General features: G+C 62.7%; 1 protein-coding gene and 1 pseudogene. One reads left to right on the forward strand and one right to left on the reverse strand.

Features of this window, described 5'->3' with window-relative positions:
- Positions 1–599 (reverse strand): annotated as a pseudogene (locus J6525_RS46540) (Mu transposase domain-containing protein); the annotation flags it as partial.
- 47 nt (positions 600–646) lie between these two features.
- Between J6525_RS46540 and J6525_RS47875 the strand changes: the two are divergent.
- Positions 647–750: DUF5372 family protein (locus tag J6525_RS47875; RefSeq protein WP_225649627.1), on the forward strand; the 104-nt coding region annotated here is incomplete at its 3' end.

Consider the following 750-nt stretch of genomic DNA (forward strand, 5'->3'; position numbering starts at 1 on the left):
CGCCGTGCCAGGGCGATGATCCCCATGGCGGAGCGATAACCCTGCTCGGGATGCGGGCGCTCACGCATCATCCGCTCGACCAGAGTGGCGGTGTTGACGCCGATCCGCGCTGCCATCTTGATCAAGCTCGCCGGCGTCATATTGGCATAACGCTGATGGGCCTTGGGCATGTGCTCGTTCACGGTGACATGGCCGCTGCGCTGAGAGCGGCGCACATGGCTGGCGACACGCGTGTGATCCTGGAAGATCTCGACGGCTCGATAGGTGAGCCGGACGTCCACCCGACGGCCGATCAGCCGGTGCGGGACCGAGTAAAAGGTCTTGTCGACTTCGACGTGATAATCGGGGTGGACCTTCGCCGTTTTCCACTCGGCGTATTCGAACGGCTCGCCCGGCAGCGGCGTCAACGCAGCGCGCTCGATCTCCTCGAACAGCTGCCGGCGGGATTTGCCGATATGGCGCATCGGCCGATGGTTCAACTCCTCCAGCAGACCGGCGATCGCAGTATTGAGATCGGTCAGGTTGAAGAACCGCCGATGGCGCAGCCGTGCCAGAATCCAGCGCTCAACAATCAGCACCGCGCCTTCAACCTTGCCCTTGGCAAAAGTTGTCGACTGCAGGTCATGCGGGTACGACCCGGCAGGAGGTGCGGATCACGCATCCTTTTCATCCGCTTTGCGGCCGCAAGTTCGAACTGATCTGCCGGCGCCGTCATTGGGGCGAAGACCGGGTGGTCTATGAGGGCCAGAA

The sequence above is a fragment of the Bradyrhizobium australafricanum genome (genome assembly GCF_020329495.1).
Lineage (GTDB): Bacteria > Pseudomonadota > Alphaproteobacteria > Rhizobiales > Xanthobacteraceae > Bradyrhizobium > Bradyrhizobium australafricanum.